17 protein-coding genes are annotated in these 21,840 nt (G+C 61.7%); 6 read left to right on the forward strand and 11 right to left on the reverse strand.

Going from position 1 to position 21,840, the window contains the following annotated elements; all coding sequences use genetic code 11:
• The first annotated feature begins 11 nt into the window (after nt 1–11).
• The 5 genes from CRO18_RS04620 to CRO18_RS04640 are packed head-to-tail and all read left to right on the forward strand — an operon-like array spanning nt 12 to nt 4,444.
• Nucleotides 12–2,327, forward strand: coding sequence for a chemotaxis protein CheA (locus CRO18_RS04620; RefSeq protein WP_097081235.1), 2,316 nt, complete (start codon nt 12–14; stop codon nt 2,325–2,327).
• 5 nt (nt 2,328–2,332) lie between these two features.
• The gene (locus tag CRO18_RS04625; protein WP_076483433.1) at nt 2,333–2,800 is read left to right on the forward strand and encodes a chemotaxis protein CheW; all 468 of its coding nucleotides are present in this window, start codon (nt 2,333–2,335) and stop codon (nt 2,798–2,800) included.
• A 5-nt stretch (nt 2,801–2,805) separates the two neighbouring features.
• Nucleotides 2,806–3,675: a protein-glutamate O-methyltransferase CheR gene (locus CRO18_RS04630; RefSeq protein ID WP_083951898.1), complete on the forward strand. Its 870-nt coding sequence runs from the start codon at nt 2,806–2,808 to the stop codon at nt 3,673–3,675.
• On the forward strand, nt 3,666–4,052 hold the full coding sequence (locus CRO18_RS04635) for a response regulator (RefSeq protein WP_076483431.1): 387 nt from the start codon (nt 3,666–3,668) through the stop codon (nt 4,050–4,052). The genes CRO18_RS04630 and CRO18_RS04635 overlap by 10 nt, the downstream gene beginning before the upstream one ends.
• Nucleotides 4,049–4,444 carry a hypothetical protein gene (locus tag CRO18_RS04640; protein ID WP_076483430.1) on the forward strand — a complete coding sequence of 132 codons (396 nt, stop codon included), beginning with the start codon at nt 4,049–4,051 and terminating at the stop codon, nt 4,442–4,444. The genes CRO18_RS04635 and CRO18_RS04640 overlap by 4 nt, the downstream gene beginning before the upstream one ends.
• A gap of 213 nt (nt 4,445–4,657) precedes the next feature.
• Here CRO18_RS04640 and CRO18_RS04645 read toward each other — a convergent pair whose 3' ends face one another.
• The 10 genes from CRO18_RS04645 to recA form a co-directional block, all read right to left on the reverse strand.
• A complete protein-coding gene (locus CRO18_RS04645; protein WP_076483429.1) occupies nt 4,658–5,182 on the reverse strand; it encodes a chemotaxis protein CheD in 525 nt (174 codons plus the stop codon).
• Between the two features lie 4 nt (nt 5,183–5,186).
• A complete protein-coding gene (locus tag CRO18_RS04650) occupies nt 5,187–6,257 on the reverse strand; it encodes a chemotaxis response regulator protein-glutamate methylesterase (protein ID WP_076483428.1) in 1,071 nt (356 codons plus the stop codon).
• A gap of 49 nt (nt 6,258–6,306) precedes the next feature.
• Nucleotides 6,307–9,429: a methyl-accepting chemotaxis protein gene (locus CRO18_RS04655; protein ID WP_170952557.1), complete on the reverse strand. Its 3,123-nt coding sequence runs from the start codon at nt 9,427–9,429 to the stop codon at nt 6,307–6,309.
• 113 nt (nt 9,430–9,542) lie between these two features.
• Nucleotides 9,543–10,304 carry a squalene/phytoene synthase family protein gene (locus tag CRO18_RS04660; RefSeq protein ID WP_170952558.1) on the reverse strand — a complete coding sequence of 254 codons (762 nt, stop codon included), beginning with the start codon at nt 10,302–10,304 and terminating at the stop codon, nt 9,543–9,545.
• On the reverse strand, nt 10,301–11,923 hold the full coding sequence (cimA, locus tag CRO18_RS04665) for a citramalate synthase (protein ID WP_076483425.1): 1,623 nt from the start codon (nt 11,921–11,923) through the stop codon (nt 10,301–10,303). Before cimA ends, CRO18_RS04660 begins: the two co-directional genes overlap by 4 nt.
• A gap of 139 nt (nt 11,924–12,062) precedes the next feature.
• A complete protein-coding gene (cysS, locus tag CRO18_RS04670) occupies nt 12,063–13,466 on the reverse strand; it encodes a cysteine--tRNA ligase (protein ID WP_097081238.1) in 1,404 nt (467 codons plus the stop codon).
• Nucleotides 13,467–13,631: 165 nt separating this feature from the next.
• Nucleotides 13,632–14,432, reverse strand: a complete 801-nt coding sequence (locus CRO18_RS04675; RefSeq protein ID WP_076483423.1) for a class II glutamine amidotransferase — start codon at nt 14,430–14,432, stop codon at nt 13,632–13,634.
• An 87-nt stretch (nt 14,433–14,519) separates the two neighbouring features.
• Nucleotides 14,520–14,810, reverse strand: coding sequence for a DUF1330 domain-containing protein (locus CRO18_RS04680; RefSeq protein ID WP_097081239.1), 291 nt, complete (start codon nt 14,808–14,810; stop codon nt 14,520–14,522).
• A complete protein-coding gene (gene alaS, locus CRO18_RS04685; RefSeq protein WP_076483421.1) occupies nt 14,810–17,467 on the reverse strand; it encodes an alanine--tRNA ligase in 2,658 nt (885 codons plus the stop codon). Before alaS ends, CRO18_RS04680 begins: the two co-directional genes overlap by 1 nt.
• A gap of 140 nt (nt 17,468–17,607) precedes the next feature.
• Nucleotides 17,608–18,675: a recombinase RecA gene (recA, locus tag CRO18_RS04690; RefSeq protein WP_097081240.1), complete on the reverse strand. Its 1,068-nt coding sequence runs from the start codon at nt 18,673–18,675 to the stop codon at nt 17,608–17,610.
• A gap of 224 nt (nt 18,676–18,899) precedes the next feature.
• Here recA and CRO18_RS04695 point away from each other — a divergent pair, with 224 nt between their 5' ends.
• Nucleotides 18,900–19,484, forward strand: coding sequence for a hypothetical protein (locus CRO18_RS04695; RefSeq protein ID WP_097081241.1), 585 nt, complete (start codon nt 18,900–18,902; stop codon nt 19,482–19,484).
• Here the strand turns inward: CRO18_RS04695 and CRO18_RS04700 are convergent.
• Complete coding sequence (locus CRO18_RS04700; RefSeq protein WP_249276001.1) at nt 19,466–21,733, reverse strand: ATP-binding protein; 2,268 nt, start codon at nt 21,731–21,733, stop codon at nt 19,466–19,468. The genes CRO18_RS04695 and CRO18_RS04700 overlap by 19 nt on opposite strands.
• Between the last annotated feature and the right edge of the window lie 107 nt (nt 21,734–21,840).

The following is a 21,840-nucleotide window of genomic DNA, read 5'->3' on the forward strand; positions in this document are numbered from 1 at the left end:
GGAGAATACCCATGGCAACGGACCCGATGGCAGAAATCCGGGCCAGTTTCTTCGTAGAATGCGAAGAATTGCTCGAAAGCCTGCAAGATGCCCTGTCCGATATGGACGAAGGCAGTCACGATAACGAGACGATCAACGTCGTCTTCCGCGCGGTTCATTCCATTAAGGGGGGGGCCGGGGCCTTTGGGCTGAATGCCCTTGTGGCTTTTGCCCACCGCTATGAAACCGTCATGGACGAAGTGCGCTGCGGGCGTATGGAGATCACGCCCGAAGCGATGAAGCTGTTTTTCCAAGCAGCGGACTTCTTGCAAGACCATGTTCGGGCTGCGCGCGATGGCGCCCCGCCGCCTGACGGATCGGAGCCTTGCCTGGTCGCGCTGGAAGCGCTGATGGGTGGCGCACCGGTTGTAGAAGAAGTCGAGGAAGTCACCGACTTCCAACCGATGGGGTTGAGCTTCGATTTCGGCCCCGCCGATGAAGAAACAACGCCGAGCCAGCCGGTCTGGACGGTGCGGTTCAAGCCGACCGCTGCGCTTTATGCCTCGGGCAATGAGCCGCTGCATCTGCTGCGCGCGCTCGCCAAACTTGGCACCTGCACGACGCGGTGCGAAACCGACGATCTGCCGAGCCTTGCAGAGCTTGATCCCGAAGGCGCCTATGTCACTTGGGTGGTCGAGATCACCGGGGACGTGACCGATTTTGATATTCGCGAAGTCTTTGATTTCGTGGAAGATGTCTGCGAACTGGAGATCACCAGTGGCGGCACCGCTGCCGCTGTAGGTGGGTTCGATCTGCCCCCGCTGGATGGGCTGGAGGGCGCCGATCCGTTGAGCGCCGACCCTTTTGCCGGGACGCCGGGCTCGGAACCGATGCTGGAACTGCCGAGTGATCTGCCCGGCATGCCCGCGCCGACCCCGGTGGCAGCCCCGCCGCAAAACCCTTCGGCCCTTGAAATGAACAACCCGCCCTCACTGAACGAGCTTTCGGCCACGCCTGCGCCGACCGAGGCCCCGATTGCCCCGGCCGCCCCTGCGCCCGATCCGGCAGCGAGCGCACCGAGCACGGGTCCCGGCGCCTCTGTGCCTTCGGGCAACCCGCCGGCTGCGAAGGAAAACAGTTCCGAGCCGTCCGCCACGGTGCGGGTGGATCTGGACCGGATCGACCGGCTGGTAAACCTTGTGGGCGAATTGGTGATCAACCAAGCGATGCTTGCACAAAGCGTGGCCGAAGCTGGGCTGCCGCCGAACTCGGCGGTGATGACCGGGCTTGAAGCCTTCATGATGCTGACCCGCGACATTCAGGACAGCGTGATGATGATCCGCGCGCAGCCTGTGAAGCCGCTGTTCCAGCGCATGGGCCGGATTGTCCGCGAAGCCTCCTCCGCTGTTGGCAAAGACGTGCGCCTGCGCACCGAAGGCGAAACGACCGAGGTCGATAAAACGGTGATCGAACGGCTCGCTGATCCGCTGACCCATATGATTCGGAACTCGGTCGACCATGGTCTGGAAACGCCGGACAAACGCGAAGCTGCGGGCAAAACGCGTGAGGGGGTGATCACCCTTTCGGCGCAACACCGTTCGGGCCGCGTGGTGATTGAAATCACCGATGACGGCGCCGGGATCAACCGGCCGAAAGTGCGCGCCAAAGCGATTGAGAAAGGTTTGATCGCACCGGATGCGCAACTGTCCGATAGCGAAATTGACAACCTTCTGTTCCTCCCCGGCTTCTCGACCGCCGATCAGGTCTCGGCGCTTTCGGGCCGTGGCGTGGGTATGGATGTGGTGCGTCAGGCGATCCAAGGCCTTGGTGGCCGGATCACCATTCACTCGGAACCCGGCAAAGGCACGCGCTTCTCGATCTCGCTGCCGCTCACCCTCGCCGTACTTGATGGCATGGTGGTGAATGTCGCCAATGAAACGCTGGTCGTGCCGCTCTCGTCGATCCTTGAGACCGCCACGCTCACCGATGATGACATCCGTGCGCTTGGGCCCAACACCAACGTGATCCATGTCCGGGGCGCCTTTGTGCCGCTTTACGACCTGGGGGCCGAACTGGGCTACCGCGCACCGATGGAAAGCTATGCGGGCGGCATCGTTCTGCTCACCGCACAGGAAAATGGCACCCGCTCGGCACTGGTGGTCGATTCGATCCTCGAACAGCGCCAAGTGGTCATCAAAGGGCTGCAACGCAGCTACGGCCATATCCCCGGCGTCGCCGCCGCTACCATCCTCGGCGATGGTCAGATCGCTCTGATCCTCGACCCCGCCGATCTTGTCTCTAACGCTTCTGGTCGTACCCGGAGCCAAAGCTTCGCTCTTGCAGGATAACCGTCATGGAACTGGAAAAAAGCTCGCAAAACTCTTCCGAACTTGAACTTCTGTCGTTCCGGCTTGCGGACGAAGAATACTCGGTCGACATCATGTCGGTGCGCGAAATCCGCGGTTGGACCCGCGCCACGCCGCTGCCGCATGCGCCCTACCACGTGCGGGGGGTGATCAACCTGCGCGGCACGGTGCTGCCGGTGGTGGATCTTTCGGTGCGTCTGGGCATGGAGCCGGTCGAAGGTGATGCCCGCAACGTGATCATCGTCGTGCAGGTGGGCAGCCAAACGGCGGGCCTGCTGGTCAACGCGGTGTCGGATATTCTGGCACTGCCGCGCACCGAACTGCAACCGCCGCCGGAACTGGCTGCGGATGCCGCGCACAGCTTTATCGAAGCGCTCACCATCGTCGATGGTCGCATGATCCGTGTCCTTGATCTTTCCGCCGTCCTGCCGGACGACAATGTCGAGGCCGCATGACCAACATGAGCCCCCTTCCCATTGGCGGCACGGCCACGCCAAACGAGGCCGAGCTCGGCACGATCGCGCGGGTTCTTTATGAACACGCCGGGATCGTCCTTGCACCGGGCAAAGCCTCGATGGTGCAATCGCGCCTCGGCAAGCGGCTACGTGCCCTTGGGCTGAAAGATTATGCCAGCTATATCAAGCTGGTCACCTCGGATGCGGGGCAGGAAGAACGGCGCGAGATGATCTCGGCGCTGACCACCAACGTCACCAACTTCTTCCGCGAAAACCACCATTTCGAGACCCTGCGAAGCACCACGCTGCCGCCGCTTTTGGAAAAGGCGCGCGCTGGCAAGAAGGTGCGGATCTGGTCGGCGGGCTGCTCGAACGGGCAAGAAGCCTTCACCATTGCGATGGTGCTGTCCGATATGGCGCAGGATCTTGCGAAGCTCGATATTCGCATTCTGGCCACCGATATCGACCCGCGCATGGTCGAGCGGGGGCGGGAATCGCTTTACGATGTGGGCGCGCTGAACTCAATCCCGCAGGCGATGCAACGCTTTGTGAAGCCCGAACCGGGCGGGGTGCGGGTCATTGAACCGCTGCGCCAACTGGTCAGCTTCAAAGAGCTGAACCTGCATCAGAACTGGCCGATGAAAGGGCAGTTCGACATCATCTTCTGCCGCAACGTGGTGATCTATTTCAGCCCCGAAGATCAGCTGAAACTTTGGCGCCGCTTTGAGGCACAGCTTGCGCCGGGCGGCTGGCTCTTTGTCGGCCATTCGGAACGCGTGCCGCTTGACGGCAATACGGCGCTTACCACCGCCGGCATCACGACTTATCGGCTGCCCGAAACGGCAGGCCTGAACGGAGGCCCAAAATGGCACTGAGAGACCAATTGCGGATCATGGTGGTGGATGACATGTCCACCTCGCGCGGTCTGATCACCCAGGCACTCGATGCGATGGGAATCCGTCAGGTGGGCTATGCCACCGACGGCCCCGGCGCGCTGCAAATCCTTGAAAAGACGCCGGTTCACCTGGTGATTTCGGATTACAACATGCCGGGGATGGACGGGCTGCAGCTCTTGCATGCTTTGCGCACGAACCAACGCACCAAGGGTCTGGGATTCATCCTGATCACCGGTCGCGCCGATCGTGAGATCATCGAGAATGGCAAACGTCTGGGGATGAACAACTTCCTCAAAAAGCCCTTCACGCCACAAGAACTCAAAGCCTGCATCGAGCAAGTGGTGGGGCGGATATGATCAATCTGCCCCACGATCTCATGGCCCAAGCCATCGAGCGCAGAGATCTGCCGCTTGATGCGCTGGCGGCGCGTGTGGGCGACGAGCTTGACACGCTGGCGCGGCTGTCGGCAGAGGTGCAACGCGCGCTGTCGATGTGCCATTTCGCGGAACATACCGATATTGAGGCGATCCGGGGCCTGCAAGGCATCGACCGGATCACCCAAGCGCTTGAGGATCTGGGGCGGCTGATGGCAGCGGTCTCGACCGAAATGCCGCAAGATGTCAAACTGCATGCGGTGCCGCTTCTGTCGCGGCTGCGGCTGCATGAACTGGTCAATAATCTCGACCCTGAGCAGGCCCGGCACACCGCCCCGGTCGAGGAAGAGGTCGGGGACATCCAATGGTTCTGACACCGCCGAAATAACCCGCCGTCTGGCCCTATGCCGACGGCGGCTTTCTTGTGTCTTCCATAACCCCGGGCGCTGCCCGGTTTTTTTTGGTCTTCACTCTGGATTGGCACGGCGCATGGTTCGGCCCGCCCGATCAGGCGCGGGATCGGCGCGCCACCGATGCAAAAGGCCGCCCCGAAGGGCGGCCCATCCAAATCAGATTGCAAGCGCGGCTCAGAAGAGTTCGAGCCCGCCCCCGACCGGTGCGGCCGGCATTTTCGGCGGCGGCGCCTCGACCACTTGGGTTTCGCCCAAAAGCCGTTGCCGCGCGCGCCCGCTGCCCGGCCAGAACTCGACCCGACGCGCCTGCGTACCGCCAAGGCTTTGACCGGTGCATTCAATCGCCTCGCGGCGCAGGAAGTCGAGCACGAAACTCGCGTTCTTCGCACCCACATCCGAAAGACCCGCGATCATCCGCCCGCCGCCAAACACCTTGGCCTTCAGCCGTGACCGGTTCGCGCCTTCCTTGATCAGCGCGTTGATCAACAGCTCCATCGCGTTCACGCCAAAACGCGCCGAATTGAGCGACGCGCCCGCGCCATCGGGCAACAGGAAGTGGTTCATGCCACCAACCTGTGCCTGCTCGTCATAAAGACAGGTCGCCACGCAAGAACCAAGGATCGTCGAGATCGAGGCATCTGGGCCGCGCGCCGTTGCGTATTCGCCCTGTGCGATATGATGGGGTTTATGTCCTGCCATGATCTCAGGCCCTCCTGACCGAACTGAATTTCATGGCGCTGCTACCACTGCCACTACCGCTACCACTGCACAAACCGAGTACCTTTCCCGCCATCTGTCCGATGGGAACCGCTTGTTCCGCAGCCCCCAGTTCAAGCGCCGCACGCGGCATACCAAAAACAACACTGCTTGCTTCATCTTGCGCCAAGCAGCGCGCGCCCGCTTGGCGCAGCCGCACCATCGCTTCGGCGCCATCTTTCCCCATGCCCGTCAACATCACGCCGACGCAGCGCTTGCCCATCGGCACGGCGCTGTCAAAGAGCACCTCGACCGAGGGCCGGTGCCCATTGCGCTTTTCGGTGTTGAGCAGGCGGCATTTCGGCCGATCGGCACCCCCTGCGACGGCAAGGTGATACTCGCCGCCCGGCGCCAGATAGACATTGCCCGGCAAGAGCGGCGCGCCCTCTGTGGCAAGCGCCACATGCGGCTGCATCTTGCTTTCCAAGCGCCGCGCGAAAGAGGCCAAGAACCCCTCCGGCATGTGCTGGGTGATCAGCGTCGGTGGGCAGTTGCGCGGGTAAGACGACAAGAAGGTCTCAAGCGCATCCACGCCTCCTGTCGAGGAGCCGATCAGCACATATTTTCCGTTCCAGTTGAACGCCGTGGCCGACGGCGAAATTTGCGCGCGCGGCCCGGTGCGCAACCGCGCATTGGCCGCCGCCACCAACAGATCGGGCAGGTTGAAGAACGTATCCGACAGCCGGTCAAAACTCGGTTTGCCGATACATTCCACCGCCCCCAGCGACAAAGCCTCCAGCGCGGCGGCCGAGCCCTTTTGCGTTTCGGTGGAGATCATCACCACCGGCATCGGCCGTAACCGCATCAGCTTTTCAAGGAATTCAAGGCCGTTCATACGCGGCATCTCGACATCCAGCGTCAGCACATCGGGCAGTAGGGCTTTGATCTTTTCGCGCGCATCAAACGGGTCGCACGCCTCGCCCACCACCACAAGCCGAGGATCCTGCGCAAGATGGTTGCGCAGCAGAGCCCGGATGGTCGGGGAGTCATCCACAATCAGGACGCGTTTCGGGGTCATGGGCTCCCTCGATCTATGTTGGTTTTATTTTTCAATTGGTTGCGCCTTCTCAGAAATCTTCCCAATCGCTCACCTCGGGTTTGAGGGCGAGCGCGCCCGCACTGCGCGGCACGGGGGCGGCCGCTGGCGCGGGCTTGGGTTTGGCGGACGGCACGGCTTTTGCCACTGGTTTTGCCGGGACCGCGACGGGTTTGCTCACAGGCGTCGGCGCGGGCGCCGGAGCCAGCATCGGCTCGGCCATTTTGGCTGCCGAAGGCACATCGGCATCAAAGCGCGCGGTGGTCGTGGTCAGCAATTGCACCCCACGGCTGAGCGCCTGCGCAGCCGCCGTCGTTTCTTCAAACATCGCAGCGTTTTGTTGGGTCACCTGATCCAACTGGATCATCGCATTGTTGATCTCGCTCAGGCCCGCCGATTGCTCGCGCGCGGAACTGGCAATACCCGACATCCGGCCCGCAATCTCGTTGACGGACACCAGAATACCTTGCAGCGCTTGGCCGGTTTCGCCCACCAAATCCACACCGCGCCGCACGTTTTCAGACGAGGTGGAAATCAGCGTATCAATCTCGCGCGCGGCATCCGACGAGCGCTGTGCAAGCGCCCGCACCTCAGAGGCGACCACGGCAAAGCCACGCCCGGCCTCACCCGCCCGCGCGGCTTCCACCCCCGCGTTCAACGCCAAAAGGTTCGTTTGGAAGGCAATGTCCTCGATCACCGAAATGATGCGCGAAATTTGTTCCGAGCTTTGCGAGATTTCGCCCATCGCGGTCACGGCTTGCTGCACCACTTGGCCCGAGCTTTCCGCCCCCGCACGCGCGCGTTCCACCATCTGATCGGCTTCGGAAATCCCGGCACTTGCGGCGCCGACCGAAGAGGTCAGCTGATCGAGCGCCGTCACCGTCTCGGCCAAAGTGCCCGCTTGCTTTTCGGTGCGCTGGCTCAGATCGGCCGCGGCATTGTTGATCTCGCTCACTTCGCTATCAATCGAATGGGCGCATTCGATCACCACCGCCATCGCATCGGCCAAAGTGCTGGCCGCATTGTTGAAATCGGTGCGAAGCTGTTCGTATTCTTCCGGGAATTTGGTCTCGATCCGGCTTTTCAGATCACCGCGCGCCAGATGCTCCAGCCCCACGCGCAGCCCTTCCACCACGGCGCGCTGGCCCACCAGCATCGCCTCGGCCCGCGCCTGCGCCTCGGCCAAAGCCGCCTGCGCTTGGGTGATGTCATTGCCAATGAGCACGATCTTCAGCATCGCTCCTTCGCGGTCCGGCACTGGGGTCACGCTGCCCTCGGCCACCACGCGGCACCCATTCGCGCCTTGCAGCACGAAGCGGCCAATCACCGGCTCAAGACGTTCGAGGCGGCTCCAGAAACCGGCCAGATCGCCCTCGCCCTCAATCAGCCCGGCATGGTCGCGCCCGATCAGCCCCTCGGCGCTTTCGCCAAGCGCGCTCAGGATATTGTCATTGCCGCGCGTCACCCGGCCATCGGGCGAAAACTCGACCATCAATTGCGTGGAATCGAGCGCATTGAGCAGCGCGCGCGTCATCCGCAATTCGGTCACATCGCGCCATTCGACGACATAGCCCATCAAGGTGCCATCGGCGGCCCGAATTTCAGAAAAATCAACGCCAAAGCGCCCTTCGCCCACGGCCACATCTTGGTGGAACGGCAATTTTGACGGATCGGCCAGCCGCGCCTCAATTTCTGGCGTCATTGGGTAAAGCTGGCTAAGCGAGACACCCATCAGCAGGTCCGGATCAAGCCGCGGAGCACGCCCCCGGAAGTCCTCGATCTTTTGCGAGACAAGCTTGCTCAGCGCGGCATTGGCAAAACAGATCGACAGATCGGGCGCCACCACCATCAGCGCGGCAGAGGAGTTTTGGAACGCCGTGCCTTGGATTGTGGCCGCGCGCCGGGTTTCATGGCTGGCCGCCAAATCATCCCGCAGACCTTCGACCGCTTTCGCGATCTCGCCCAATTCATCGCCACGTTCGGTTGCGGGCACGGTGATGCTGTGATCGCCCCCGGCAATGCGGCCAACCGATTGCGCCACGCAATGCATCGGCCGCGCAATGCCGCGCGCCATCCATGCCGACATCCCCGCCAACAAAGCAATCAGCCAGGTTGCGTTGAGCAATTGCTTGCGCGCGAGCTTGCGCGCGGGGGCGACCACTTCGGCGGCATCTTGCTCCACCACCACGCCCATCGCACGGCCAAAAAGCGTCGCCGGCGCATAGACCCCGGCAACGGTTTTGCCGGTCAGCCCCTTGTAGGTTGCGCGCCCGGTCTCGCCGCCCAACACGGCCGCAGACGCGGTATTGGAGAGCACCGTCCCCGCCTCGGGGCCGCCGGGCATCCGCAGCGGGCTTTGCAACTGCCCCTGCGCATCCAGCAAATAGGCCTGCCCGGTGTCACCAAGCGAACGCGGCATCGTCATCACCGCGCCAACACGATCCAACCGCGCCGCAAAGGCCAAAACGCCAAGCGCCACACCTTGTTCAGAGTGCATCACCTGCGCAAGATAGATCCCCCGGCTGCCATCGGACAAAGCAACGAAATCCGACACCGCCGCCGCGCCAGAGGCATCGGCCATCGCCTGCGCCACCGTGGTGGCAAGCGGACCGGTGGCTTGGGTCGGATCATTCAAATTGGCTGCAAATTCATCGCCCTTACGCAGCGAATAAAGCACATGGCCCGTGACATCGACGAAATAGAGGTCTTGCAGGTCTTTTTCCTGCGCGAGCGTCACAAGCCCCGGATGGGCACGCCGATGCACGATCCCGAAATCATTGATATCGCCTGCAAAATCAAGCTTCCAACGCTCTTGCGGCGGATTCGGATTGCCCTCAACCCAAGAGGCCCGCAGGCTTTGCGCGGCCTCTTCGCCAAGCATCTTCCAACCATTGGTGAAATCGCGCACCAAGCGCTGCATCCCGGGGTTTGCCGCTTGCGAGGTCAGTTCCGACTGCGTCTGACTGGCCCATTGCTCCAGCGCCTGCACACGAGATTCTAACGTGCGTTCAAGGCGTTGGCTTGCTTCTTCTTCCAAAAGCGCGCGCGCTTCACGATAAGAGGAAACCCCCATCACCGTCAGCGCGACCATCGCAATGGCCACAAGCATCAGCGGAAGTTTCAACCCCAAAGAGAGGCGCTTACGAAAGATCATGCCAGTTCTCCATCCCCCCCGGAAACGGGGCGACATTGCAGCTGTGCCTAGGTCACAGCCCGCAACATGGACGGAACTTTTGAAGATTCACTTAAATGGCGAAATTTGGACGCCTAAGCCGCAAGCCGCGCTTTCAAAAGCGTAAAGCGGCGGCTGAAGTCCGATCCGCGCAGGGTGCCTTTGGTAATCGCCTCTGGGGTGCGGGCCGCCTTTTGCAAGATCGCCCGAGCTTGCCATCCCGCCAAGGCGGCAAACCGCGCGGGTTGATCGGCGGCTTTCAAGGCGGCTTCGGCTGCGCTGAGCCGGGCAAGGCCCTCCTTGGCCAAAGCGGCCAAGTTTTGCGGCGTTGCGCCCGATAGACCCAGACGCCCGCGCGCGGTGAGTTCGGGCTGCGCCACAAGCCAATTGGCAAGCCCCGCCGCCGCCCCATAGGCGCGCAAGCTCACCTCTGCTTCGGCCCCAAGGCACAGCCCCAAAGCGGCCATTGGTGCGCCCGCCGTGGCATCAAGGTAATCCCAAAGCCGGGCGGCATCCTCAAACGGGTCAGACCAGCAATCGGCGCGCCGCGCCTCGCCGGCTTCCATCATCAATTCAATCGCTTGCGGGGCGATGTTGGCAAGCGCGGGGCCAATATCATGGGGGATCTCACGCCCCTCTTTCCCCTGTGCCTCAAGCGCTTCAATCCACCATTGCAAGCGAATTTCAGCCACCATCGGCTCGGGCGAGGCCCAAGGCGCATGGGCAAGCTCCAAGTTCAGCGCATAAAGCGCAAACCCCGCCGGGCGCATCGGCCCCGGCAGCGCCATCACGGCGGCAAAGCGGTCCGGATCGCCGGTTTCCAGCCTTTGGGCGCAGAGGGCAATTGCGTCGCTCATACCGCTTTCGCCCCGTCGCGGATCAGCTTCCATTGTATCGCATCCAAAAGCGCCTCAAACGAGGCATCCACGATGTTCGGGCTGACCCCCACGGTGGACCAACGGCTGCCCTGCCCGTCTTCGCTGTCAATGATGACCCGCGTCACCGCCTCGGTGCCGCCTTGGGTGATCCGCACGCGGAAATCGACCAGTTTGATGTCTTCTATCAGCGCCTGATAGGGGCCAAGGTCTTTCACCAGCGCTTTGGAGAGCGCGTTCACCGGGCCCCGGTCATGGCCCTCGGCATCCACACTTTCCGAGACCGAGAGCATCCGCTCGCCACCAATGGTCACCACCACCACGGCTTCGGACATGCTGACCATTTGGCCGGCGGGGTTCTTGCGCCGCTCCACCGTCACCCGGTAGCGCGTCACCTCAAAGAACTCGGGCGCCAGCCCCAAAATCCGCCGCGCGACCAGCTCAAAGCTTGCCTGCGCACCGTCATAAGCATAGCCGCGATCTTCGCGCGCTTTGATCTCGTCCAATATCTCGGCCAAGCGCGGGTCTTTGGGATCGACCGTGATCCCCATGCCCTTCAACCGCGCGCGCAGGTTCGACTGCCCGGCTTGGTTCGACATCGGAATAAGGCGGCTGTTGCCGACGCGTTCGGGCACAATATGTTCGTAAGTCGTCGGGTCTTTCAAAATCGCCGAGGCATGCAGCCCGGCCTTGTGCGCAAAAGCACTGGCCCCAACGTAAGGGGCCGAGCGCAAAGGCACCCGGTTCAAAATGTCATCCAGCTTGCGCGAGAGCCGAGTGAGCGACTTTAGCTTTTCCGTGCAAAGCCCTGTTTCGTATTTGCTTTTATAGGGTTCTTTCAGCGAAAGCGTCGCCATCAGCGTGATCAGGTTCGCATTGCCGCAGCGCTCGCCAAGCCCGTTGAGCGTGCCTTGCACCTGCCGCGCACCCGCCTCAATCGCGGCGAGCGAATTGGCCACGGCACAGCCCGTATCATCATGGGTGTGAATGCCCAAATGGGTGCCCGGCACACCGGCGGCAATCACCGCCTCGGTGCAAGCGGCCACCTCGCGCGGCAGCGCACCGCCGTTCGTGTCACAGAGCACCACCCAACGCGCGCCCGCATCATAGGCGACGCGGCAGCATTCCACGGCATAGTCGGGGTTGGCTTTGTAGCCATCAAAGAAATGCTCGGCGTCAAACAACGCCTCGCGCCCCTGCGCCACCATATGCGCAACCGAGGCGCGGATGTTGTCGAGGTTTTCTTCCAGCGTGATGCCAAGCGCGGTGGTGACATGGTAATCATGCGTCTTGCCCACCAAACAAACCGCCGGCGTGCCCGCATTCATCACCCCCGCCAGCACTTCATCATTCGCGGCAGAGCGGCCGGTGCGTTTGGTCATGCCAAAGGCGGTGAAGGTGGCGCGGGTTTGCGGGCGCGCGGCGAAAAAGTCGCTATCGGTCGGGTTCGCGCCGGGCCAGCCGCCCTCGATATAGTCAATGCCGATTTCATCCAGCGCTTCGGCAATGGCGATCTTCTCGGGCACCGAGAATTGCACGCCCTGCGTTTGCTGCCCGTCGCGGAGCGTGGTGTCGTAGAGGTAGAGGCGTTCTTTGGTCATTGCGCGCCTCCCTGCCCCGCTTCAGATCTGCGTGTCGCCCGGCGGCACGCCGGGCCGCGCCCGCCCCGCCCCCACGGGCGGGCGCGATTGCGCCCCCCCTCGGGTCGTGCGCCGCCCTTCTCACTGCCAAACAAGCGCATCACAGCCCCTCCAGCTTTGCAGCATCAAAGCCCGCACCGGGCAAAAGCTCAACGCCCGCTTTCGACATCCGTACCTCAACGCCCGCCGCCAAAAGCGCGGTTTTCATTGCATCGACGGGCGCGAAATCTTTGGTTTCCATCGCTGTCGTGCGGAGTGCGGCGAGTTTTGTGGCCAAACCCGACAGGTCCGCCTCAGGCGCGCTGGCCCATTCCGGAACACTGCGGCCCATCAACCCAAGGAACTGCAGAGTCGCGCGCAGTGTCGAAATGTCATCTGCATGTGCAAGTTGATGGCACTGAGCAATTGCCTCAGCGGTGTTCAAGTCATCTGACAAAGCCGAGATGACTGCAATGTAGGGTTCGGAGACGCCATCCAAACCTTGTTCGGCAATGCGATACCACTTGCGCAGCGTCACCTCCGCCTGCCGCGCCTTCTCGGCGGTCCAGTCCATCGGCTTGCCGTAATGGGTTTGCAAGAACACAAACCGGATCACCTCGCCCGGAATGCCTTGGTCCAGCAAATCGCGCACGGTGAAGAAATTGCCCAAGGACTTGGACATTTTCTTCCCCTCCACCTGCAACATCTCATTGTGCAGCCAGACATTCGCAAAACCGCCTTCGGGATGCGCGCAGCAGCTTTGCGCGATCTCGTTTTCATGGTGCGGGAATTGCAGATCAATGCCCCCCGCGTGGATGTCAAAGCTTGCGCCCAATAGCTCGTAGGACATGGCCGAGCATTCAATGTGCCAGCCCGGACGGCCCCGGCCCCAGGGGCTCTCCCAGCCCGGCAGATCGGCATCGGAGGGCTTCCAGAGCACAAAATCCATCGGGTCTTCTTTGAAGGGCGCAACCTCAACCCGCGCGCCCGCGATCATATCATCGACCGAACGGCCCGAGAGCGCGCCATAGTCTTTGTAAGACCGCACGCGGAAGAGCACATGGCCTTCCTTTTCATAGGCATGGCCCTTGGCGATCAGATCTTCGATCATCGCGATCATCGCCCCAATGAAATCGGTCGCGCGGGGCTCATGTGTCGGGCGCAGCGCGCCCAAAGCATCCATATCGGCATGATACCAGCCGATCGTTTCCTCGGTCCGCTGGCGGATCAACTCTTCGAGCGTCTCTATAGCCCCCGCCTCTTTGCGCGCTTGGGCCGAGGCGTTGATCTTGTCATCCACATCGGTGAAGTTGCGCACATAGGTGACACACTCTGGCCCGTAGACCTCGCGCAGCAGCCGATAGAGCACATCAATCACCACCACCGGGCGCGCATTGCCCAAATGGGCGCGGTCATAGACCGTCGGCCCGCAGAGATAGAGGCGGATATTCTCCGCATCAAGCGGGGTGAAAGCTTCTTTGCGGCGGGTTTTCGAATTGTGCAGGCGGATCGCGGGTTCGGTCATGGCTTCCTCACGGGGCTCTCGCCGCGGGCTTAGCTCATTCGATCCTACATGAAAACAGAAGAACGGCCCGCGTGACTTTGGTCAGCGGCAAATCAGGCAAATGCGGGTGATCAGGGTCTTCATGGCGCTATTTAGGCGCGGGCCTTGCGCAAGGTCAAGCGGTGCTTAGGCCGCAGCCGCAGCGGCAGATTGCGGCGGGGCGAAGGGCTCAAAGCGCATCTCTTTGCCTTCAAAGATGCAAAAGGTGCCCGGGTCCACCGCCTGCCAATTGCCCTGCCCGTCTTCGAGCGGCTCAGACACCACGGCGCGGCCCTTACGGCTGCCCGACCAGCGGTGGTAAAGCGTGGGCGCATTTTCATCAGAGGCATAGCGCACCGCGTAAAGCCGCTGCCCATCGGAAAAGGCCGCCGCCAGCCGCATATGCGGGGCGGCACCTCGCTCCCGCGACAGCGCCTCTAGCCGCGCGGTGGCGCGTTCCAACGCGCCCTTGGGGTCTTCATCCAGCCCCTCGGCGAGCGCAAGCAGGAACAAAGCCTCGCTATCGGTCGCGCCCTTGCGGTGCGGGTAAAGATCATCGGGGATCAGCATTTCGCCCGCGCGCCGAAACGCATCATAGCCGCCGATCTGGCCGTTATGCATGAAGCTCCACCGCCCCACCACGAACGGGTGGCAATTGTTGCGCGAGGTCGCCGTGCCGGTAGAGGCGCGCACATGGGCCAAAAAGAGCGGCGATTTCACCTGTGCTGTCAAAGACTTAAGGTTCGGATCCGACCAAGCGGGCATGACATCGCGGTAAAGCCCCGGCTCGGGCCGCGCATCATACCAAGCGATGCCAAAGCCATCGGCATTGATCGCCGTGGTGCATTGCGTGGCGCACTGGCTTTGGTGGATCAGCGAATGCCCCGGTTTCGAGACGATATCTTCCAGAAAGATCGGTTGCCCAATATAGGCGGCCCAACGGCACATCTTTTGCCTCTCAAGGCGGTTGGCTCCGCCCGGTTTTAGCAGTGACACATGAGTGTCACGTTAACGCTTTTCCGGGCGGAACAAAAGTCAGTCGTTTTCCTCAACCACCACCAAATCGCGCACCGAAGCGCCCTTGGCATGGGCAAGCGCGGCTTGATAGGCGTCTGAATTGTAGCAGGCGACCGCCGCCTCTAGGCTGGGGAAGCGCGCCACCACATTGCGGGCGCGGTCGTTGCCCTCAAGCTGTACGTAGCGCGTGGCGCGGGCCAAAAAGACCCCGCCATGTTCGGCAATCACCGGCCCCGCCGCCACGGCATATTTGCCATAAGCTTCGGGGTCGAGCACTTCGACATGGGCGATCCAAAGGGCCGAGGGCATTACACTTCCCCCGCAATCACGGCGCGCACAGCGGCCAAAGCCTCATCGGCCTTGGCAATATCGGCCCCACCGGCTTGCGCCATATCCGGGCGGCCACCGCCCCCTTTGCCGCCAAGGGCAGCCGCCGCCGCTTTGACCAGATCGACCGCGGAGACGGTATCGGTTTTGTCCGCCGTGACGCCTGCCGCACAGGCCGGTTTCGCGCCGGTATCGGCAATCACCAAAACCGCGCCCGAACCAACCTTTTCTTTCAGGCTGTCCACCAGCGCGGGCAGGTCTTTGCCCGACACGCCCGAAACCACCTGAGCAATGAAGCGCAAGCCATTGATTTCTTCAACTTCCGGGCCACCAGCCGCGCCGCCGCCCATGGCCAATTCACGGCGCAGTTGCGCCACTTCATTGGCGAGCGCTTTGCGTTCTTCGGCCAAAGCCTTCACGCGCTCGGCCACATCGGCGGGGGCGGTTTTCAACACACCTGCCACTTCGGAAAGCCGCGCGTTTTGGGTTTTGAGGTAATCAAGCGCGGCTTGGCCGGTCAACGCTTCAAACCGGCGCACACCGGCCGAGGAGGCACTGTCGCCAAGCGCGACAAAGGCGCCAATATCGCCCGTGCGCGCCACATGGGTGCCGCCGCAGAGTTCAAGCGAATAGGTCTTGCCGTCTTGGCCTTTGCCCGAGCCAAGCAATTCGCCCATCGAGACGACGCGCACCTCATCGCCGTATTTCTCCCCAAAGAGCGCCTGCGCGCCCAGACCGCGCGCATCATCAGGCGTCATGATCCGAGTTTCCACGGCGGTGTTTTGACGGATGAAGCTGTTCACCTCGGCCTCGACCTGCTCCAGCTCTTCGGCGCTCATCGCCTTGGCGTGGCTAAAGTCAAACCGCAGCCGATCCTCGGCATTGAGCGAGCCTTTTTGCGCGACATGGTCGCCAAGCGCACGGCGCAGCGCCTCATGCAGCAGGTGGGTGGCGGAGTGGTTGGCGCGAATGGCACTGCGGCGGGCATGATCCACCTCCAGCTTCGCGGGTTGGCCTTTGGCCACCTTGCCCGAAACCACCTCGCCGATGTGAATGAACACCCCCGCCACTTTCTTGGTGTCGGTGATTTTCACCTCTGCGGTTTCGGTGCGGATGATCCCGCTATCGCCGACCTGACCGCCCGACTCGCCGTAAAACGGCGTTTGGTTCACGACGATCTGCACCGTGCCCGTAGCCTCGGCCACTTCGGCGCCGTCTTGCACCAAAGTCAGAATTTGGCCCTCGGCGGTTTCGGTATCGTAGCCAAGGAATTCGGTCACGCCTTTGGCTTCGGCAATCTCAAACCAAATGCGCGCATCGCTCGCCTCACCCGAGCCGGACCAAGCCGCGCGGGCTTTGGCTTTTTGCTCGGCCATCGCGGCATCAAAGCCATCGGTATCGACGGTGCGACCCTTTTCGCGCAAAGCATCTTGGGTCAGGTCAAGCGGGAAGCCATAGGTATCATAGAGCTTAAACGCCGCTGCACCCGGCAGTTCTGCCCCATCAGGAAGCGCGGAAAGCTCATCATCCAGCAGCTTCAAACCGCGATCGAGCGTGACCTTGAAGCGGGTTTCCTCGAGCTTCAGGGTTTCTTCGATCAGCGCTTGCGCACGGCTCAGTTCCGGGAAGGCCGCGCCCATCTGGCGCACAAGCGCGGGCACAAGCTTGTGCATCACCGGGTCTTTTGCGCCCAGCATATGCGCGTGGCGCGCGGCGCGGCGCAGGATGCGGCGCAGCACATAGCCCCGGCCATCGTTCGAGGGCATGACGCCATCGGCAATCAGGAAGGCGGTCGAACGCAAATGGTCCGCAATCACGCGGTGATGCACTTTGCCGGGGCCATCGGGGTCTGCCGAGGTGGCATGGGCCGAGGCCTCGATTAGGCTGCGCATCAAATCGGTGTCGTAGTTGTCGTGCTTGCCTTGCAGCAGTGCGCCGATCCGCTCAAGCCCCATGCCCGTGTCGATCGACTGCATATCGAGCGCGCGCATCGAGCCATCTTCGAACTGCTCGTTTTGCATGAAAACGAGGTTCCAAATCTCGATGAAACGGTCGCCATCTTCCTCGGCGGAGCCGGGCGGGCCACCCCAGATATGATCGCCGTGATCATAGAAAATCTCGGTGCAGGGGCCGCAAGGCCCGGTCGGCCCCATTTGCCAGAAGTTGTCTTTGGTGGCGATACGGATGATCCGGTCATCGGTCAGACCGGCAACTTTTTTCCAAATCTCCGCCGCTTCATCATCGGTGTGATAGACGGTGACCAGCAGCTTTTCTTTCGGGATATCAAAGTCTTTGGTCAGCAATTCCCAAGCAAAGGGGATCGCGCCTTCTTTGAAGTAATCGCCAAAAGAGAAGTTGCCGAGCATCTCAAAAAACGTGTGGTGGCGCGCGGTATAGCCAACGTTATCAAGGTCGTTGTGCTTGCCGCCGGCACGGACGCATTTTTGCGACGTCGTGGCGCGGACATAGTCGCGTTTTTCCACCCCGGTGAAGCAGTTTTTGAACTGCACCATCCCGGAGTTGGTGAACATCAGCGTCGGGTCGTTGCGCGGCACGAGCGGCGAGCTTTCCACCACCTTGTGACCGTTCTTTTCAAACGAGCCGAGGAAGGTGGAGCGGATATCGTTGAGGCTGGGCATGGGCGGGCCTTTTTTGCAGATTTCCCCCCGTTTAGCGATGCTTCCCGGCCCTGTCCAGAAAGCAAAACGGCCGGGACACCCCCGGCCGTTTCAACGCGGCATCGTGCCGCCTGTCTAAGCTGCGCGCCGCAGGACCGCGCTTATTCTTCGGTCAGATCATCCTCGCCCGGCGGCACGTCAAAATCGAGCCCGTGGCTGGCGCGGATATTGTCTTCGATCTCATAGGCGATATCGGGGTTGTCGCGCAGGAATTGCTTGGCGTTTTCACGCCCCTGCCCGATCCGTTCATCACCGAACGAATACCAAGCACCCGATTTAGCCACGATCCCAGCCTTCACGCCAAGGTCAACCAATTCGCCGACCTTCGAGATGCCTTCGCCGTATAGAATATCAAATTCCACTTCGCGGAACGGCGGTGCGACCTTGTTCTTCACCACTTTGACGCGGGTCTGGTTGCCGATCACCTCGTCACGGTCCTTGATGGCGCCGGTGCGGCGGATATCAAGGCGCACAGAGGCGTAGAATTTCAGCGCGTTCCCGCCCGAGGTGGTTTCGGGCGAGCCGAACATCACGCCGATCTTCATGCGGATTTGGTTGATGAAGATCACCATGCAATTCGAGCGGCCAATCGAGGCGGTAAGCTTGCGCATCGCCTGAGACATCAGCCGCGCCTGCGCGCCGACCGTGGCATCGCCCATATCGCCCTCAATCTCGGCGCGGGGTGTCAGCGCCGCGACCGAGTCCACGACCACAAGGCTCACCGCGCCCGAGCGCACCAGCGTATCGACGATTTCAAGCGCTTGTTCACCGGTGTCGGGCTGCGAGATCAGCAGCTCATCAAGGTTCACGCCCAGCTTCTTGGCGTAATAGGGGTCAAGCGCGTGTTCGGCATCCACAAAGGCGCAAACCCCGCCCTTCTTTTGCTCTTCGGCGATGCAATGCAGCGTCAGCGTGGTTTTGCCCGAGCTTTCCGGCCCGTAAATCTCTACAATCCGGCCCTTGGGCAGACCGCCAATGCCAAGCGCGATATCAAGGCCAAGCGAGCCGGTCGAGGTCGCCTCAATCTCAGGCGGCGCGTTGTCGCCACCGAGCTTCATGATCGAGCCTTTGCCGAACTGGCGCTCGATCTGCGCGAGCGCCGATTCCAGCGCCTTATGCTTGTCTGCCTTGCTTTTGTCGTTCATCTCAATAAGGCCTGCCGTTGCCATTTCTCGTCCCCTTATCCCACAGCGCAAGCCGGGCGTCCATCGGCCCAGGGGCGCTTTTTGTTCCCATCTTGTTCTCATCCATATGAGCACAAACGGGAAACATTGCAATCAAATTGTGAGAACAAATATTGAACAACCAAGGTTAAGGAAAGGTTACCAAGACCGCGGGCTTTACCGCAGAGCGCCGGAAGCCTATGCAAGACCCATTCGGAAAAGGGTCTATCATGTTGATTTTCTGGGATCAGCGCTTGGTCTTTCTGGCGACCCCAAAGACGGGATCAACAGCGGTTGAGGTCGCGCTCGACTCGCTTGCCTCGGTCACGATCCAGCGCCCCGCGCCCTTCAAACATATGCCCGCACAAGATTTTCAAGCCACGCTGGCGCCTTGGCTTGCAGCGCAAGCGGGGGCGCCTTTCACCACCCTTGCGCTGATGCGCGAACCGGTTGAATGGCTGCGCTCGTGGTATCGCTTCCGGGTAGAAGAGGCCCCCGAGCCCACCGTCGCCGCGCAAAGCTTTGAGGCCTTTGCCCGCGCCTATATGGAAACGGGCGGCGCCCTTCGCGCGGAAATTGGCAGCCAAGCCGCGCATCTCTGCGGGGCCGATGGCACCCCCGCAGTGGATCGAATCTTTCGCTACGAAGAGATCGACACTTTCGTGCAGTTCTTGGAAGATCGGCTGGATTGCGCGATCACCCTGCCCCGCGTGAATGTGCCCGCTGCGGCGGATACCGCGATTTCGCCCGAAACACTCGCCGCGCTGCGCGAAGCCCTCGCTGCCGACTTTGCGCTTTACGACAGCTTGGCCTGAGCCTCCGCCTCGTCCTCTTGGCTTTCGACCGGCTCTGCCGCACCAACCCGCGCCGCCAGTTTACGCGCCCGGCGTGCGATCTGGTTTTGCACCGTCGCGGTGAGTTCGCTCAGCGAGAAAGGCTTCGGCAAAAAGACCGAATTCGGCATCGGCGGACGACCTTCCCGGAACACATCCTCCGCATAGCCCGAAACGAAGACCACCGGCACATCGGGGCGTGCTTTCAGTGCCTCGGCCACCCATGTCGGGCCATCCATGCCGGGCATGATCACATCCGTCACGAAGACATCGAAAGACAGGCTTTCATCTTCCAAGATGCGCAGCGCCTCCTCGGCGTTTTCAGCCTCAAAAACGGTATAGCCACGCAATTTGAGTGCCCGCGACGCAAAGGCCCGCACCGGCGCCTCATCCTCAACCAACAGAACTTTGGAGGTGGGGTTTTCTTCGATTTGCGGCAGATCCATCGGCGTGACGGTCGGCTCCGGTTCCAACTCGCCCCGCTGTCCATGCGCGGGCAGGAAAAGCGTGAAAGAGGTGCCAGAGCCCAGAACCGAGTCACAGAAGATATAGCCGCCGGTTTGCTTGACGATCCCGTAAGCGGTGGAAAGCCCAAGGCCCGTGCCTTCCCCCGGCTTTTTGGTGGTGAAGAACGGTTCAAAGATTTTGCCGAGTTTATCGGGCGAGATCCCAACCCCTTCATCGGTCACTTTCACGACAACATAATCGCCCTTCGGCACTGCGGCACGGTCTCGCTTCAGGTCTTCCAGCAAGCGCATATTCTCAGTTTCAATGCGAATTTCACCGCCGCCGGGCATGGCGTCGCGCGCATTGACCACCAAGTTCATGATCACCTGTTCCAACTGACGCCGATCTGCGCGGATCAGCGCAAGGCCCGGATCATGCATCAAGGTGAGCATGATCTTTTCGCCGGTCAAACGGTTCAAAAGATGGGTCAAATCAGACAGCGTATCGCGCAGATCCATGATCCGCGGTTTCAGCGTTTGCTTGCGCGAAAAGGCCAGAAGCTGCCCCACAAGCGAGGCGGCACGGTTCGCGTTTTGGCTGATCTGGTCAAGATCGGTGTAATCCGGGTCGCCCTTTTCATGGCGCAGCATGAGCAAATCGCAATGCCCCGAAATGGCCGTCAGAAGGTTGTTGAAATCATGCGCAACACCGCCCGCAAGCTGGCCAATCGCCTGCATCTTCTGGCTTTGCACAAACTGCCCTTCGAGCGTTTTGAGCTGTGTCGCATCCGAAAGAACAGCAATCAGCCCGGCGCGGCCTTCCTCAATCACGCGGCTCAGCGTGACTTGCAAGAACACCTCGCGGTCACCGCGATGCGCGCGCAACACCTCGGGGCGGCGATCGGTACGGCCCGCAACAGCATCGGCGACCCAATCTTCAACCGGGCGGCCAAGCCCTTCAAAAAGCTCACACAACCGCGAGCCGGGGGCAATTTGGCCCAACAGCCCACGCGCGGCGCGGTTTACCTCAAACACGCGGCCATCGACATTGAGCCGCATCAGCGCCACCGGCAGGCTTTCAAACGCCGCGGGGTCATGCGTTGCCGGACGACCGGGCGCCACCGGCATCAGATAAATCTCGTCACGCCCGCCCGCGCCCTCGATCTGCGCCACCATGCAGCGTACCGGGCCTTCGGAGGTGGTGATTTCCTGCTCCTCGCCGGAGCGGATCGGCAATTCGGTAAAGATACGGTCGAGCGTGCGGACACGTTCGCCCACCAAGCGCCGCAGCGCCTCGTTCATAAACAAAATCGTGCCGTTTTTCGACACGGTCAGCATCGGCAAAGACAGGGTCTCGCCACCGCGCCCCCCTACGGCGCGTTCGGCCATGTCTTCCAGCCGCCACAGATAACCGCCGCCATCGACCCTATGCACCGAAAGCCGCACGTGGCCGCGCCGGGTCACCAAATCTTCCCGGGCCGCGCCAAGCGCTTCAGCCTTGGATTGCAGCCGCGCGAGCATCGCCCCCGGATTTGCAAACAACTCCCCCAAGGCGCGCGCCAAAGTTTGCCCGCTGCGTGAGCCAAACCGCTCAATCGCGGCGCGGTTTTGCGCACCAATCTCGCCTTCGGCATCGGTGGTGAAAGAGGGCGACGCGTCATGGGCGATGAACGCCGCAAGCGCATCTTGCATCGTGTCTTTACTTTGCGCGATCTGGCGTTGCGCAAGCTTTGCCAGCACCGCCAGCAAAAGGAAGCTGCCCGCCACCGAGATAAGCACGGTCATCAGCACCTGATCCTTCACGAAATAAGCGCCAACGCCAGCACAGATGGCCAGCACCAGAAGATAAATCGCCCCCGGAGCGATTAACGCGGCCGTGCGACCGATGGGCT

Origin of the sequence: Rhodobacter sp. JA431 (genome assembly GCF_900217725.1) — a bacterium.
Taxonomy (GTDB): Bacteria; Pseudomonadota; Alphaproteobacteria; order Rhodobacterales; family Rhodobacteraceae; genus Rhodobacter; species Rhodobacter aestuarii.

Bases quoted from the DNA above. Each gene is read 5' to 3' on its own strand.
- CRO18_RS04620 (WP_097081235.1), top strand. From the start codon at position 12: ATGGCAACGGACCCGATGGCAGAAATCCGGGCCAGTTTCTTCGTAGAA.
- CRO18_RS04625 (WP_076483433.1), top strand. From the start codon at position 2,333: ATGGAACTGGAAAAAAGCTCGCAAAACTCTTCCGAACTTGAACTTCTG.
- CRO18_RS04630 (WP_083951898.1), top strand. From the start codon at position 2,806: ATGAGCCCCCTTCCCATTGGCGGCACGGCCACGCCAAACGAGGCCGAG.
- CRO18_RS04635 (WP_076483431.1), top strand. From the start codon at position 3,666: ATGGCACTGAGAGACCAATTGCGGATCATGGTGGTGGATGACATGTCC.
- CRO18_RS04640 (WP_076483430.1), top strand. From the start codon at position 4,049: ATGATCAATCTGCCCCACGATCTCATGGCCCAAGCCATCGAGCGCAGA.
- CRO18_RS04645 (WP_076483429.1), bottom strand. From the start codon at position 5,182: ATGGCAGGACATAAACCCCATCATATCGCACAGGGCGAATACGCAACG.
- CRO18_RS04650 (WP_076483428.1), bottom strand. From the start codon at position 6,257: ATGACCCCGAAACGCGTCCTGATTGTGGATGACTCCCCGACCATCCGG.
- CRO18_RS04655 (WP_170952557.1), bottom strand. From the start codon at position 9,429: ATGATCTTTCGTAAGCGCCTCTCTTTGGGGTTGAAACTTCCGCTGATG.
- CRO18_RS04660 (WP_170952558.1), bottom strand. From the start codon at position 10,304: ATGAGCGACGCAATTGCCCTCTGCGCCCAAAGGCTGGAAACCGGCGAT.
- cimA (WP_076483425.1), bottom strand. From the start codon at position 11,923: ATGACCAAAGAACGCCTCTACCTCTACGACACCACGCTCCGCGACGGG.
- cysS (WP_097081238.1), bottom strand. From the start codon at position 13,466: ATGACCGAACCCGCGATCCGCCTGCACAATTCGAAAACCCGCCGCAAA.
- CRO18_RS04675 (WP_076483423.1), bottom strand. From the start codon at position 14,432: ATGTGCCGTTGGGCCGCCTATATTGGGCAACCGATCTTTCTGGAAGAT.
- CRO18_RS04680 (WP_097081239.1), bottom strand. From the start codon at position 14,810: ATGCCCTCGGCCCTTTGGATCGCCCATGTCGAAGTGCTCGACCCCGAA.
- alaS (WP_076483421.1), bottom strand. From the start codon at position 17,467: ATGCCCAGCCTCAACGATATCCGCTCCACCTTCCTCGGCTCGTTTGAA.
- recA (WP_097081240.1), bottom strand. From the start codon at position 18,675: ATGGCAACGGCAGGCCTTATTGAGATGAACGACAAAAGCAAGGCAGAC.
- CRO18_RS04695 (WP_097081241.1), top strand. From the start codon at position 18,900: ATGTTGATTTTCTGGGATCAGCGCTTGGTCTTTCTGGCGACCCCAAAG.
- CRO18_RS04700 (WP_249276001.1), bottom strand. From the start codon at position 21,733: ATGACCGTGCTTATCTCGGTGGCGGGCAGCTTCCTTTTGCTGGCGGTG.